The sequence below is a fragment of the Odoribacter laneus YIT 12061 genome, from assembly GCF_000243215.1.
Taxonomy (GTDB): domain Bacteria; phylum Bacteroidota; class Bacteroidia; order Bacteroidales; family Marinifilaceae; genus Culturomica; species Culturomica lanea.
The window spans coordinates 2,814,742-2,829,095 of the sequence record NZ_JH594596.1 but is presented as its reverse complement, the minus strand read 5'-3'; the positions used below and the strand labels follow the sequence as shown (position 1 = coordinate 2,829,095).

The 14,354-nt window shown below is 37.4% G+C and carries 7 protein-coding genes; 3 read left to right on the top strand and 4 right to left on the bottom strand.

Translation table 11 applies throughout. The features are described 5' to 3' along the window. Window positions 1–184 precede the first annotated feature (184 nt). From HMPREF9449_RS11715 to HMPREF9449_RS11705, 3 genes are all read left to right on the top strand, one after another. Complete coding sequence (locus HMPREF9449_RS11715; protein WP_009137477.1) at window positions 185–2,491, top strand: ABC transporter permease; 2,307 nt, start codon at window positions 185–187, stop codon at window positions 2,489–2,491. Between the two features lie 104 nt (window positions 2,492–2,595). Continuing rightward, window positions 2,596–4,986: an ABC transporter permease gene (locus HMPREF9449_RS11710; protein WP_009137476.1), complete on the top strand. Its 2,391-nt coding sequence runs from the start codon at window positions 2,596–2,598 to the stop codon at window positions 4,984–4,986. Window positions 4,987–5,135: 149 nt separating this feature from the next. Then, window positions 5,136–7,871: a hybrid sensor histidine kinase/response regulator gene (locus HMPREF9449_RS11705; protein WP_009137475.1), complete on the top strand. Its 2,736-nt coding sequence runs from the start codon at window positions 5,136–5,138 to the stop codon at window positions 7,869–7,871. Between the two features lie 921 nt (window positions 7,872–8,792). On the opposite strand, the gene HMPREF9449_RS11695 is transcribed toward HMPREF9449_RS11705, so the two are convergent. From HMPREF9449_RS11695 to HMPREF9449_RS11680, 4 genes are all read right to left on the bottom strand, one after another. After that, on the bottom strand, window positions 8,793–9,071 hold the full coding sequence (locus HMPREF9449_RS11695) for a hypothetical protein (RefSeq protein WP_009137474.1): 279 nt from the start codon (window positions 9,069–9,071) through the stop codon (window positions 8,793–8,795). Window positions 9,072–9,510: 439 nt separating this feature from the next. Continuing rightward, on the bottom strand, window positions 9,511–10,233 hold the full coding sequence (locus HMPREF9449_RS11690; RefSeq protein WP_009137473.1) for a hypothetical protein: 723 nt from the start codon (window positions 10,231–10,233) through the stop codon (window positions 9,511–9,513). A 168-nt stretch (window positions 10,234–10,401) separates the two neighbouring features. Then, window positions 10,402–12,675: an ABC transporter permease gene (locus HMPREF9449_RS11685; protein ID WP_009137472.1), complete on the bottom strand. Its 2,274-nt coding sequence runs from the start codon at window positions 12,673–12,675 to the stop codon at window positions 10,402–10,404. Window positions 12,676–12,909: 234 nt separating this feature from the next. Beyond that, on the bottom strand, window positions 12,910–14,022 hold the full coding sequence (locus HMPREF9449_RS11680; protein ID WP_009137471.1) for a hypothetical protein: 1,113 nt from the start codon (window positions 14,020–14,022) through the stop codon (window positions 12,910–12,912). Window positions 14,023–14,354 lie beyond the last annotated feature (332 nt).

Here is a 14,354-nt window from a genome sequence, read left to right as displayed (position 1 = left end):
AGACACAAATGTAAAATATTTGTACAGATAAAAATGGTTTCTTACTATTTAAATTGCTGTTTACTACTGTTTTGTCTTTTTGGTATGAAAGTTGTTCCTCTGTTTACAAATTGGTAAATAATCCTGTTACCTGTTAGTAAGAGCAGAAATTTTATGCTGGAGAATAAATTTAATCAGTTGAGTTATGAATTTTTTGGACTTGAAAGTATTTGTCAGAAGTTTGATCCGGAATAAGTTGTATTCCATAATAACGATCATCGGTTTTGCTGTCTCCCTGACGTTTGTAATTTTATTGAGTATTTACATTCGCCAGGAATTGTCCGTAGATGATTTCCACGTGAACAAAGACCGCATTGTCCGGATGGAAGGGGAGGATGGAGCGAACTGGGGGGCATTAGTAGCTCAACATATGCAAGATGCTTTTCCGGAAATAGAAGCTTATACCAGGATATATGAAAGTCGCTCCGGCTATGTCACTACGGCGGATGGAAATAAGCAGCTTATGTTTACTTTATTCGTGGATACAGCTTTTTTGGATATGTTTTCTTTTCCAATCATAGAAGGGCGGAATTTTCAAGCCAAATATGAGGTTGTGATCAGTCGTTCTTTTGCGCGGAAAATGTTTGGAGAGGAGTCGGCTTTAGGGAAAAACTTGAATTATAATGAAAATGCGGACTGGTTAATTGTCGGGGTAGTTGACGATTTCCCAAAAAATACGCAGTTTAAGGCTTGTGATGCTTTGTTCAATTTTAATTGCCTGAACGATAACTGGATTGGAAACAATAATAGTGCTGCCTTTGCTACTTACCTGATGACAAAGCCAGGCGCGGAACTTACTTCTAAAATACCCCTTATTGTGGAATTCCTGAAAAAAGATTTCTGGATGTACGGGGACAATTACCGGAAACAGCTTTTTTTAGAACCTCTGAAAGAAGTATATTGGAGTTCGAAAGCGACCTATGGAATACAACGCAATAGTCGTATGTTTGTTTCTATGATGATGGCTATTGTCGGTGTCATCTTAATTTTGGCCTTGATCAATTACAATAATCTTTCGGTAGCCCGGGTTGGTTTCAGAGCCAAAGAATCGGCCATAAAAAAATTACTGGGCAGTAATAACAGAGCTTTATTTCGGCAATTTGTCACGGAATCGGTGAGCCTTTGTTATGTAGCTTTTATTTTAGCTTGTATTTGGGTCGTTTCTGTAACTCCTTGGTTTAACAATTTGTTGAAGACTCATATCGAATTAAGTCAGCATATTACATTTACGACGGTACTTTTTACTTTGTTGGGAGTGGGAATTATCGGTGTGATAGCGGGAATAATTCCGGCTTTTATTATTAGTAATTTTAATCCGGTAGCCGTCGTCAAAGGGGCTTTCCGGAAAAAGACGAAAGGAGTTTACAGTAAAGTGTTGATTTCTTTTCAGTATTGTGTGGCGATTACACTGATTATTTGTACGCTGGTCATCTGGAAACAGACGGATTTTATGCGGAATTACAAAGTAGGATACAACAAAGAAAATATTATATGGCTGGATAATAAAATAAGTATTGGGCAAAAAGAAGCTTTACAAAGCGAATTTGAACAAATTCCGGGCGTGCAGTTTGTATCTTTTGTACGGGGAACTCCTATTGATGGTGGGAATAATCAGACGATGACCGATTATGCAGGTACTGGAAAACAGATTAGTTTTCAGCGATTTGAAGTTGATTCCAATTTTTTTAATATGTTGGATTTGCAAGTTATCTCTAGCGGTGCTGCTTATGATAAAGACGGCGTATGGTTGAACGAAACGGCAGTCAAAGCAATCGAAGCCCAAGGGATGCCCCAGGAATTTATGTATTATGATCAGAAATGTCCCGTCTTGGGAATTGTAAAAGATTTTCATATCGATGATCTGACAAACGAAATAGAACCGTTGATCATTGCTCCTATCCAACCGGATCAGGGATTTTGGACTATTTTAGTAAAAATTTCTTCAGAAAATCCGGCCGGGACTTTTGAAAATATCAAGAAAACTTACAGCCATTTTATCGATCAGAAACCGTTTGATTCCGGATTTATGGACCAGACGCTCAATGAATGGTATGAATCGGAAGCCCATACAGCTCGTTTAGTCGGTTATTTTTCATTGCTGGCTATTGTGTTGTGCATGATGGGGATTTTGGCAATGGCCACTTATTTTATACAACAACGTATTAAGGAAATCGGAGTACGTCGGGTAAATGGAGCTACGATAAATGAGATTCTTTATATGCTGGTGGGTAGCTTTATGAAATGGATTTTACTGGCTTTTGTATTGGCCTGTCCCTTATCTTGTTATATTATGAATCGCTGGCTGCAAGATTTTGCTTACCGAACGAATTTGGGTTTATGGTTGTTCTTAGGTGCAGGATGTATGGCTTTTTTTATAGCCGCTCTGATCGTGGGGTGGCAAAGTGTGAAAGCTGCTTCTGAGAATCCTGTAAAAGCTTTGCAAAATGAATAATAGGTATTTTAAACGATTTTACAGCTTGAATGAAAAGAGATTTTAAGGATTGTCATTCAGAAATAAATTGTAAAATCTAAACATTCCATTTGAATAAAAAAGTTATGCGAGGGACAGGTTTAAAACTTTTTATCCGTAATTTTTCCCGGAATAAATTATATTCTTTGGTTGTTGTTCTAGGATTTGCAACAGCTTTAACTTTTGTTATATTGCTGAGTGTATATGTCCGTCAGGAATTAGCTGTGGACTCTTTTCAGGAGAATAAGGACCGTATTTATCGGGTGATAAATGAAAAAGATTACGGGTATTCGGGACCCATGGCCAGTATATTGCAGCAGCAATTTCCGGAAATCGAATGTTATTCTCTGTTTATGTTGAATAAAGAAGGAATTACTCCGGTTTCTCCTACGGAAAAAGTCCGTTATACTTATGCTTATGTGCATCCTACTTTTTTCAAAATGTTTACTTTTCCTTTAATCGAAGGAAGTCCTGAGGAGGTAATGCAGGAGAAGTACAGTATGGTTATTACACAATCCCTGGCTAGGAAGCTATTTGGGAATGAGTCGCCCTTGGGAAAAGAGATAAAAATTGCAGGCATCGCTGTTCCGGTTACAGGGGTGATGAAAGATATACCGGAAAACACACATTTTCAGCATTTTGATGCAGCCGTCAATATTGCCGGTTTATCGGATTATTGGGGATGGAAAAATGGAGATATTCTGGAGCAGATGGGCATCGCCACTTTCAGTCTTTATCTGATGGCGAAGCCGGGAACAGATTTAAAAGTCCGGGAAAAGGATATGCTGGAAAGTTTTCAGAAAAATGTTTCTCAGTATCAACGGGAAGATGCTCCTCAAAAAGTCGTAATAGAACCTTTGGAACAGATCTATTTCAGTGCTTACGGAGGAGGATGGGGTAAACACAATAGTAAATCGTTAGTGCTTGTGATGGCTGCTATCGTGACGGTTGTTCTTTTGTTGGCGATTATCAACTATATCAATTTATCAATTGCGCAGGGAGGGATGCGGGCGAAAGAGATTTCTGTCAAGAAGCTGTTGGGAAGTTCTAGAAGAATGCTTTTTTCCCAGTTTATAAATGAATCCCTTTTATTGAGTTGTATTGCTTTTTTGATAGCCTGTGGTTTTAGTGTATTATTGGAACCGGTATTCAATCAGTTAATGGATACTCATATCGAAGTAGCTTCTGCTTTTTCGCCTTGGATGCTTTTTTATGCCTTGCTGTTGATTGGTATGGTCGGTTTTATTTCCGGAGTAGTGCCGGCTTGGGTGATTACTCGCTTCAATGCCATGGCCGTAATGAAAGGGGTTTTTCGGAAAAGGACAAAAGGAATATACAGTAAAGTTTTGATTTCTTTTCAGTTTACAGTGGCTATTGTGTTGACGATTTGTACAATTGTTTTAGTGAAACAAACGCATTTTCTACAACATTTCGATATGGGGTTTAATCGCGACCATATTGCCCGTTTTTCTTATGTATTGGATGCTGGTAAAAAAGAAACTTTGCGGAATGAGGTGATGAAATTGGCAGGGGTAAAAGAGGTCGTTTTTGCATGCGGAGATCCCATAGACGGAGGAAATAATTATACCTTTGACTGCGAAGGGAGGAGGTTGAGTTTTCAGACTTTTAAAGTAGATACTTCTTTTTTCCGTGTATTTGGATTAAAGACGGTACCGACCGGAAATACGAATCAGGAAGGAGGAGAATACACGGAGTTTACCTATAGTAACGGTAAATCTTCCCGGACGGTTTTAAAATATCAGAGTGCTTGGTTGAATGAAGAGGCTGTCAGGCAGTTGGGGTTAGGAAAATTACCTTTAGAATTTAAAATAAACGACCGCTTGCAATCGGTATGCGGGATTGTGGGGGATTTCCATATCCGGGATCTGACCCAACAATTGGAACCGCTTATGATTTATCCGATGCAAGCGCAGGAAACCCCTTGGAGTATGCTGGTACAACTACAGGGAAATGATCAATATGTTACTTTTCATGAGATTGAAACTGTATATAAAAAATTAAGTGAAGGTGTGCCTTTTGAAGCGGGATTTTTGAATGATACCATTGCACATTGGTACGATCGGGTCGATCGGATTTCCAGTATGATTGGGAATTTGTGTCTGTTGGCTATCCTTCTTTCAGCCATGGGGATATTGGCTATGGCGACTTATTTTATTCAGCAGCGAATAAAAGAGATCGGAATTCGCCGGGTAAATGGAGCTACCGTACAGGAAATATTGCAGATGCTAATGAACAATTTTATAAAGTGGATTGTGCTGGCCTTTTTTATCGCTTGTCCTGTGGGGTATTATGTGATGAATCGCTGGTTGTCCGATTTTATTTACCGAACTTCTTTGGATTGGTGGATTTTTGCGACGTCGGGGATGATTGCTTTTCTTATCGCAGGATTGATGATTTGTTGGCAAAGTTGGAAAGCTGCTACAGCAAATCCGGTGGACACTTTAAAAACAGAATAAATACTCAGACTGATAAAAAGCAACGTGTTGCTTTTTAATTGTAAGTTAGAAGGAAGAATAAATAGCTTTTTCCTGTTTTTTTCCTGGGAATTATTACATTTGTAAATATTTATACAGTCAGAGGAAATTGACAATCCCAGTGCCGACAGATGAAATATTTTCTGTTCTTAGTTCGTTTTATTAGCCTGTTAGGGTTTATCTTTTTATTTCCATTTAGTGGTCAGGCAAATGGAGAAAAAAAATTCCGTGTTTTAGTCGTTCATTCTTACGATTCGGATTATGTGGTTTATCCGGACTATAACCGGCTGATCCTGGAAAATTTCCGGAAAGAAGGTGTAAAAGTGGATCTCCGGATTTTTTATTTGGATTGTGAACAATATTTAGAAGAACCGGAGAAGCAAAGGATATACAATTATTTAGATGCTGTGAGTGCCTGGCAGCCTGATTTAATTTTGGTGAATGAAGATCAGGCAACTTATTCCACTTTGGCTTGTGGACATCCTTTGGTAACTTATACGCCTGTTGTCTTTTCCGGAGTTAATTTCCCAAATTGGAATTTGTTGAAAAAATTTAATAATGTTACTGGATATTGGGATCGGCCGGATTATTTGAAGACCGTAAATATGGTGGAAGAATTGTTAGGAAAAACCCGTATCCGTTTTTTTTACGATAACACTTTTTTGGGGAGACAGGTGACATTGGAACTGGCAAGACAGTTGGAAAAAAAAGATATGAGTTTGTCGGAGTTATTATACGGTTATTTGATTGATTCGACAACTGTCAACCGGCCTATACTTTCTGATGTAATTCCTAAAAAACCGGGACAAAGTATAGTGCGCCCCGATTCTACCCAGTTTTTCTTTACCAATTTACGGGATAATAAAGGAAGCGGAGTATTGTGGGCGATTAGTGGAATGTCGAAATATTCGGCTTTTGTTCAAACAAAGTATGATTTTACTTCTATTCGTATAGGCCAAATGGCTTCTATACCTACTTTTACAGTGATTAATGAGTGCTTTGGTTATCATCAGGGGGTATTGGGGGGATATATTACGACCTTGGATATACAAGTAGAAGAAGCGGTTAAGTATGCAGCACAGATTTTAAAGGGAAAAACTGTCAGGGAACTTCCCATCTCTCAAAGTAAGAAAAAGTATGTAGTCGATTGGGAGGAATTAAAGCGTTGGTCTCTTTCTCCGGATATTGTTCCGGCTCGTTATGAAATTGTAAATATGCCTTTTTATCAGCGGCATTGTATTTTTATTCTGATTGGTTGTATACTGGGTACTATTTTAATAGTGTCTCTCATAACCTATCTTTCTTATCTTTATTTGAGAGAAGCCCGGCAGAAGAAAGAAGCCCGGGAACATCTCCGTAAAGAAAAGGAATTCTTGTCTTTGGCATTAGAGGGAAATGAAATATATGCCTGGAAATATGAACCGACAGTAGGATCTTTCTTTTTTGATAAAGAATTCTTTGAAAATCTGAATATCCCTTTTCGGTTATTCACTTTGGATCAACTCTGTGAGGTTACTCACCCCGACGATTGTTCCCAGGCAGTAGCCCAGTTTAAACAGCTCTTTGCGGGTTTAATGGAAAAGGCTATTATTGATTGTCGTTGTAATTTTAATGGAGCAGGTTATATCTGGTATGAGTTTCGTTATATCCGAGTTAACGATTCCTTACGGCATAATTTTTCCATTATCGGTTTGCTATTGAATATACAAGATTATAAAAGCAGGGAACAGGAACTCACTCAAGCGCGGGATTTGGCTGCAAAAGCTGAGCTTAAGCAATCCTTTTTGGCCAACATGAGCCATGAGATACGTACACCTTTGAATGCAATTGTCGGTTTTTCAAACTTGTTGATAGATAATAATATTCATTCTTCCGAAGAAAGACAGGAGTTTATTAAAATAATTAATCGGAATTGTGAATTATTGCTGAAATTAATAGAAGATATTCTGGAAATTTCCCGAATTGAGTCGGGAAGTATGGCTTTTACTTTTGAGAAATGTAATCTTACAGAATTGGTAGAAGAGTGGTATAATACCCACCAAATGCTGATACACGATAAAGTACAGCTATTAAAAGAGGTTCCTTTGCAATCTTTTTCCCTGTATACCGATCGGTTTCGGTTAAGTCAGGTGATTTCAAATTTCATTAATAATGCTGTGAAATTTACAGAGAAGGGGTATATTTTAATCGGTTATAAGTTGGAGGAGGCTAGTAGACAAGTGTCTATTTATGTGGAAGATACCGGGAAAGGTATTCCGGCTCATGAGCAAAAAATGATTTTTGAACGGTTTTATAAACAAGATGAGTTTGCTCAGGGAACAGGCTTAGGGCTAGCCATTTGTAGAGGGATTGTCGAAAAATTGGGGGGACAGATTTGTTTGGAATCTAAAGAGGGGAAAGGGAGTCGTTTTTCTGTCGTATTGTCTTTACAGCCAGAAGATAAATCAATAGAGAAGCAAACCGATACTGAATCTGCGATTTCTTCTCCGAAGGTTTCCTTATCGGCTACAACCCGGCCGGTTATTTTGGTGGCAGAAGATAATGAAAGTAATTATATGCTTATTTATACGCTCTTGCATAAGGATTATGAAGTGATTCACGTAAAAAACGGGAAAGAAGCAGTAGAAGCGATGAATGAGCAAAGGGTGAATTTAATTTTGATGGATATTAAAATGCCGAAAATGAACGGAATAGAAGCCTTAAAAGAAATTCGGAAAAGATATCCGCAAGTTCCGGTGATTATGCAAACTGCTTATGCTTTTGATGCCGATAGAGAAGAAGCTAAAAAAGCCGGATGTAACGGCTTTATTACAAAACCGATTCTTCCTGAATACTTTTTGACTGAAATAAAAAAATACTTTTCTTAAGAGCTGAGTTTTGTATAAAAACGGTAGGGGTTATCAAGTTTGAAATTTTTTTCATACATCATTCCTTACTCAAATGACTTTAAGATTCAAAAATTAAAGGTAGATTTGATTTGCTTCTTTATTTTTTCTTAGGTATTCCTCCGCCTTGTTTCGGGAAAGAGCTGGAGACTCCGTTCGCTATTTTGTATAGTCAGTCTCCCCTAAAACGCAGATGCTTCCTCCTTTTAGTCACACTTCGTGTGCCTAACGTCGGCGGACAACCCTGCGTTTTTTAACGGTACGACTTCCTGACAAAATTACGCTCTCTCCCGTCATATCTCTTTCCCGAAACAAGGCTCCGGCTTCAAACACAGGAATTTTGAGAAAACATTTAAAGAAGCGACGAGGGGAGGATTTGGCGGGTATCGGAGGTTGTTTGTGTTTTTCAGTCATTGCGGGAAGGAGCGTCTTTCTGTGCGAAAGCGGAGTGTAAAAAAACACCATTTGTCCGCCGACGTTAGGCAGGCTTTGCCTGTCTAAAAGGAGGAAGTTTTGGTGTTTTAACGGAGCTTGAGCTTACAGAAAAGCGAGTGAAGCACGACTGAAAAACACAAACGACCGGAGAAGGAGTATATATATTAAATCTAGATTTTTATTTGTGGGATTTCTTCTATTTCAGTCGTTAAATCTTATTTTCAGGGATAATCCTTAAAAATGTAAAACCGAACGAACTCACAAGGAGCTCGTTCGGTTAAACTTCATTATTCCGGGAATATACCGAATTAGCGTTATGCCGATTGATAAGAGGAAAATTCCCGTTTATCAAAACCATAAAGTCGCTGACCAAAAGTCTGTCCGATCTTGGAAATCAGACTGGAAGGCCGTTCCGCTCTTCTCCAAAACTTTTGGATAACTTAATTTAAACAGCGCTGCATTTGGAGCTTATTTTTTGTCTTTACAGCATTTTTTTTCGCTGTTTTCACAGGTTCCCTTTTTTCCTTCTTTGCAACACTTTCCTTCTTTTTGCCCCTCTTTACAGCATTTAGCGTCCTTCTTTCCTTCTTTGCAGCATTTGGCGTCTTTCTTCTCTTTACAGCATTCTTTTTTTACCACACATTCTTTTTTACATTCTTTTTTCCCGTCTTTTGTGGTTTTGTTACTTTGAGCAGAAGCAACGCTTACTGTAAATACAAGCACTAAAGCAATGAATAAAGCTTTCATCTTTTTTTGATTTAAATAATTAATAATATACTAAGGTTCACACATTTAATTCACATGGATATAATGGCACAAATCGTCCTTATAGTTGGTCTGTTGGCTGGGTGATTCACACCCCTTTCATTCAATTTATCCGGCACACTTGTCCTTTGAATGGGTAAAACATTTTATTTATTTCCGGAAAAAGGATCCAACAGGAGAAACAAGTTTTAATCCCCCTTCCTTTATTAGACCGATTAAAAGGAAAATTCCTGCGTGAAGATGCAAAATAGTTTTTTATTTTTCAGAAAAGAGAGAGTAGTATTTGGTTTATTTACAGCTATTTTACAAAAATTATTGGTTTCTTCCCCTTTATAAATAATTCAGGATTTCTTATTTCTCTTTGAACGAAGGAGTATCTGAACAGCTATGTTCCTCTTATTATAGGGAAGAAAGAGAGTAATTATTCAAAATTTTGAAGTGTTTCTTGTAGCAATTTTTCCGTCTTTTGGCATTCGTTTATGATAGTTTCCAGATAACCGAGAGCATTGATATAAAAATTACGGGTATTGTCGTTTGCTAAAATCAATTTCCAGTATTGGGAAGGATCAATGCTTGAATCTGCTTCTTCTTTATATAAGTGTTGTGCCTCTTTTATACTGAGTGTAGATAGCCATTTCTGGGTGGCTTTTGTCTTATCATTGTAATACGTATTTATCCATTCTTGAGAAAACTGTAAAGAATTGTAGCAGGAAAAGAGTTTATTCAGAAAAACTTTATTTTTAATATGCGGAATTAAGCCTGAATTTTTAAAGACATCAAAAGATTGAGTTTTGAACAGGTGGCGGTAATCGTTTCCCGGTAAAGACTGGTATTTTTGAAGGGAATCTTGTGGTAAATTACTGAAATCATTCAGGTTTTTGCGGATCAGATTATAGAGATTAAACTCAAGTTCCAAACGACTTTGGAGAAAATATAATGACTTCAAATTATCTTTTAGTTCTTCTTTTATCATGCCTGTGATTTTTTCTACTTCTTTTTGTTTGCTTTGATAGCTGATGACGTCACTGGCAAGGAAGGTAATTACAATACCGACGATGACAATAGATAATTGTCGGAAATAGTCTTTGATATTCCAATTTTTTACCGTGTTTAGAAAAGAAGTATCGAAAAATTTATGACTCATCTTGTATCGTTCGTTCAAAAATTCGGGAAATCTATATAATTATTGTTCTGGATAAAGCAAAGAATCTCTTTGGACAAATGTAATTAAATAATATAACATACTGAGAAAAGCTTTTAAATTGTTTTTAAGACAAAATGAGTAGGTGGATAATCATTTTGTAAACAATTATTACTCACTTTTTAAAGCTTTTGCTGGCCGGGCCCGGATGCCTTTCTGACTTTTAAGTAATACGGTAATTAAAATAATAAGTAGTGTAAAAAAGGCACCGCCTGCCAGAATCCATAAATTTAAGGGGATACGATAGGCAAAATCTTCCAGCCAGAAACTACCGAAATAGTAAGCTCCGGCAAGGGCAAAAGGAATAGAGAAAAGGGCCAGATAACAAATATTTTGTAAAAGGAGAAGTGTAATAGATAGGGAGGAGGCTCCGTTTACTTTGCGAATAGCTATCTCTTTGGTCCTGCGGGCAACTTCGTCGCCTGTAAAACCGGTTAAGCCTAATATCGCAATAACGATAGCCAGACAGGCAAAAATTTGTACGGTAAGACACATATCCTCTTCTTCCTCGTAGGAAGCTTGATGTTTGTATTTATAAAATTCAAAAGAAATAAGTCTTTTAGAGGTTTCTTTTAATTTATGTTGTAAAAGGGTAATATCCTCTGGTTTGTTTTGTTGAAGCCGTATTAAAACAGAAGTTAGAGAAGCCGTATCCGGTTCTGTTAATTTCTGGATGACCAAGGGTTGTTGGGAGGCATAGAGGGATTGTACCTGGAAATCCCGACATATACTTTCGATTTGTAAAGGTTTTTTGTAAAGAAAGAGGTTTTCGTTTCCTTTTCCGATATTTTTCAAATGAGCAATAAATTTCTCATTCACAATAGCTCCGTTTGCTTTAGATAAGGCGTTTTCCGGATTTTCTCCTTCCAGGATAGGAATCCCCATAACGGGAAAGAAATCTTTATCTGTGTAAAGGACACAGCTTTCAGTAATGCCTTGTTGATTGGCATCGTAAAGGGTCGTTGTCCCTACCCATAAAGGAAGAATATCGACAAAAGTGATGCCGGAAACAAAAGGAAGACGGCTTATTTCCGCTTTTACAGAAGCCATGGTAGGGTAAGGGTCACCGCAGTATATTTCAGCACAATAGAGTCGTTCCATACTATAGCCGAGGTCTCGGTTCATCAAGGTACGAAATTGGCTGGTAAAGATAATTACCAGCGTAATTAATAAACAAGCAGAAGCGAACTGACACCATAATAGGGCATATTTCCAGTAGTGATGCCTGGAATGAGCTTGGCGAAAAATCTGTAATATAGGTACAATGGCGAATATACGTGCAGGGATTACTCCCGTAACTAAAATGAGGAACAAAATAAAAATACAGATAGTGAAGATTGCTTCCGTATTAAATATGTCTGCATAATTGATATACATGATATTTTCGAAAAAGGAACGGTTGCCCCAGATAAAACCTATACTCAGCAAACCGGCTAAGAGGAGAAGTAAGATCGTTTCTGTCAGAAACATATAAAATACATCTGTCGTACTGGCTCCATTAACTTTATGGATTCCAATTTCCTTGGCTTTGTGTACTAAATCGGAAATGGCAATTAAAATATAGTTTAAAGCCGAGACCAATACAATGATAAAGCCCAATCCCCCTACAATAATGACATAAGAATAACCCCATCCGTATTTTAGATGAAGCTCTTGAAGAGGCTGTAAAATATAGTTAATAGAAGTAGGGTTTTTCTCATGACGGTTGGCGATCGCTTGTACTTTTTGTTCTACCGATTTTAGGTCGGTATGGGGTTTTAATTGGAGGTAGCTTTGAAAACTACGGGGACCTTCCCAGCTTTTATTACCCAAACTTTCCATAGACCGGATAATCGTCAGATTCATCAGATGAGAATTCCGGGGGATGTCTTGAAATACACCCGCTACTGTAAGTAATTTTCCTTTGCATAAAATTTCCTGCCCCCTTGGTTCGGCCTCTCCAAACAAGATACGGGCCCATTTTTGAGAAATGAATATTTTATGAGGATCATTCAGATCTGTATGGGGATTACCGGATAAGACCTGAAATGAAAATATACGGAAGAAGGAGGTATCTGCAAAAATAGTATTTACATAAAAAGTATGTTTGGGGGTTTGATAAGTGTAAACTTGTCGACGACTAAAACAGGTTACTTCTTTTATTTCCGGCATTTCCTGTTTGAGTTCAGATATTAAAGGTGCTCGGCTTCCATTATCACCTTCCGGGGTACCTATACGAAAAATATGTTCCGCATCTTTGTGAAAGTTATCGTAATTCATTTCAAAAGTACAATAACTGAATGCCATTACCCCTACAAATAAACCAATGGTAAGAGAAATAACTTTTGTAAAAGTGGTATTTCTGAATTTGAAAATCTCCCGGAGAATGTAAAGTAATTTTTTCATCGTATTTATAATAGCATATAGATTAAATTGGCGCTTATCAGGAAAGTCCATTGTTATCGACTTCCGGTTTCTTATAAAAAAGTTCTGTTTGAATCGAAATAAAAATAAGCAGAAAGGCGTACAGATCCTATAGGACATTCCATAATCAATCGGGACATCCTTTAGCTAGTTGTCTGTAAATATGATAGTTAAAAAATAAAGAACCGGACATCCCTTCCAGATGTTGGAAAAGGATCATTTTTCGGAGCGATTTTGATGAAGGCGTTCTATTTGGTTTTCGAAAAATCGTTTCAGATCCTGATTTTTTTCCAGTCCTAATTTTTGCCGGAGTCGGGTACGGCGTTTGTAGATAGAATCGTTGTTGATGTCCCACAGTATAGCCAGTTCATCTGTTTCAAACCCGGCGCATATAAGGGCACAGTAACGCAGATTTTCTTCTGTTAAATCGGGAAATGTTGTTTTCAAATAATCGAGGATTCCGTATCCCATAATATTCACCCCTTCTTTTAATAAATTCCAATCGGTTGGAGAAAAGGAATCAGTAGAAACCATCCGTTTGAAATTATCTTTCAGCTTTTCCACATTATTACTGTATTTCCTGGAAAGTGCTACAAATTCTTTAATCATCTCTACCCGGTGTTGAAAGAAATCCTTTAATTTATTGTCTTTCTCATCTAATTTCTGGACGAGTTTTTCTTTTAATTCATCCTCAGCCCGTTGCAGGCGTTCTATAAACAATTGGCTTTCGAATAATTCCCGTTTTCGGCAACTTGCCCGGTAACGGGATAAAAAGAAAATAATGCATAAAGCGAGTAAAAGTAAAATACTGCTGGTCTTCCATATTTTTAATTGGCGGGAAAGGCTGTCAACCTGAGTTTGAGCGGTAAGGTACCGATATTTCCATTGCAGATCTTCTACCTCTTGTTTGCCGAATTGGTTCTGTAAAATATGCAGGCGTTTGTCGAGATCTTGTTTAAAAAATACGTCGCTTTCTGCCGATAGTGTATTCACGGATTGGAGATAAGCTTTCAATGCTTCTGGGGATCTGTTTTCTGTTTCGTAACAAATTCCCAGGTAATAATATAACCGGGACAGGTCCGGGGAGTTTTCTTGATTTTTATAATATTTAATAGCGATAAGGAGGAGAGAATCTGAAAGATGGGCTAAGTCCGGGTAGTATCGGTCGGCTTCTTGTAAGATCCTTCGGGCCACTGTCTTTCGGTCAAAGCGATCTGTCAGATGCTGTAGGGTGGAAAAAGAGGATGATTTTTCCGGAAGGATATCTTCCTTTCCCAAAGATTGCCCGTAGCTACAAAAAAAGATTGTCAATAAAAATAATAATTTCATATATAGAAAATTTCCTCGGGCAAAAGTAATACAATAGCCTTAAATGTGTTCAGTCAAATGTATCCTCTTTTCGAAAAAGGAACGCAATACGCTTTTTTCTTGTTAATTTTTTAGACAGAAAATGTCTATTTTTTGGACATTTATTTGAAATAATTTGGGTGTATATATTTGATTATTAATAGTTTATTTTGTTTGGTATATTTTTTGTGTATTATATAATATATTTTGAAATATAAAACGTTTGTAAAGCCCAATAGAAAAAGGGGTACCGAATACTTTTTAGGTAAAAACGTTTGTAGAGCCAAGGGAAGAGACGAAATACAATGCAATAA

Coding starts and splice junctions, on each gene's coding strand:
- HMPREF9449_RS11715 (WP_009137477.1), top strand. CDS start 185: ATGAATTTTTTGGACTTGAAAGTATTTGTCAGAAGTTTGATCCGGAAT.
- HMPREF9449_RS11710 (WP_009137476.1), top strand. CDS start 2,596: ATGCGAGGGACAGGTTTAAAACTTTTTATCCGTAATTTTTCCCGGAAT.
- HMPREF9449_RS11690 (WP_009137473.1), bottom strand. CDS start 10,233: ATGAGTCATAAATTTTTCGATACTTCTTTTCTAAACACGGTAAAAAAT.
- HMPREF9449_RS11685 (WP_009137472.1), bottom strand. CDS start 12,675: ATGAAAAAATTACTTTACATTCTCCGGGAGATTTTCAAATTCAGAAAT.
- HMPREF9449_RS11695 (WP_009137474.1), bottom strand. CDS start 9,071: ATGAAAGCTTTATTCATTGCTTTAGTGCTTGTATTTACAGTAAGCGTT.
- HMPREF9449_RS11680 (WP_009137471.1), bottom strand. CDS start 14,022: ATGAAATTATTATTTTTATTGACAATCTTTTTTTGTAGCTACGGGCAA.
- HMPREF9449_RS11705 (WP_009137475.1), top strand. CDS start 5,136: ATGAAATATTTTCTGTTCTTAGTTCGTTTTATTAGCCTGTTAGGGTTT.